Here is a 973-nt window from a genome sequence, read left to right as displayed (position 1 = left end):
GCACGGACGAGCAGGCTTCACCCTGCTCCGCCACCGCATCCTCCTCGGATAGCGACACGATCCGTCACCACCGAATATGAGACAGGGCCGTTCTTTTTACAGTCCCAGACGCCCTCGATGCCCATCTTGTTCGCGCGGTGGGTGTGTCCCGCGCTGGTCGCGTCTCTTTGAGTTGGATCAGCGCGGGATCCGATGTCCCGTTGAGGAGGGCGTTCGTGTCGCTCTTAGGGGCTGCGGGAGGCCACCCTGAGGTGAGGTGTCGAACCGGCGTGCTGTCAGCCGCAGTTGCAGCCGGATGCGCTCTTGGCCTCGGCGACCGTGCTGTTCGGGTCGTCGGCCTGTTCAGCTGGAGTGCAGCAGGCGGTGACGCCGCAGCAGGAGTCGCTGCCCGTGCTCGCCTCAGCCTTGTTGCTGGTGGTGGGCTTCGTGGCGCGGATGATGGCGGAGTGCATGCCGTCGGCGACCGCGTGGGTGCGGCTGAGTTCGATGTTGGTGAACCCGGCGGCTTCGGGGCCCTGGCGGTACTCGGCGAAGGAGAGGGCTCCGGCGATACAGCCGACGTAGTCGCCGCGCTCGGCACGCTGATCGGGGGTGAGGGTGTCGTCGGCGACGACGTCGGAGATTCCGATCCGGCCGCCGGGCTTGAGGACCCGGATCATCTCGGCGAAGACGGCGGGCTTGTCGGTGGACAGGTTGATGACGCAGTTGGAGATGGCGACGTCGATGGTGTTCGCGGGCAGCGGGATGGCCTCGATGGTGCCCTTGAGGAACTCGACGTTGGTAGCGCCGGCCTTCTGCTGATTCTCGAGCGCGAGGGCGAGCATCTCCTCGGTCATGTCGAGCCCGTACGCCTTGCCGGTGGGGCCGGCGCGGCGAGCGGAAAGCAGTACGTCGATGCCGCCGCCGGAGCCGAGGTCCAGGACACGTTCGCCTTCGTGGAGGTCGGCCACCGCGGTCGGGTTGCCGCAGCCGA

General features: G+C 67.3%; 1 protein-coding gene. It reads right to left on the bottom strand.

The annotated features are described in order from the left end of the window. Positions 1-275 precede the first annotated feature (275 nt). Positions 276-973 (bottom strand): methyltransferase domain-containing protein (locus ACWFR4_RS48090; RefSeq protein WP_453658225.1); only part of this gene is annotated, 698 nt, incomplete at its 5' end.

The organism is Streptomyces sp. NPDC055140 (assembly GCF_053607285.1).
Note: the sequence above shows the minus strand (reverse complement) of the source record. Positions and strands in the feature narration are given on the sequence as shown.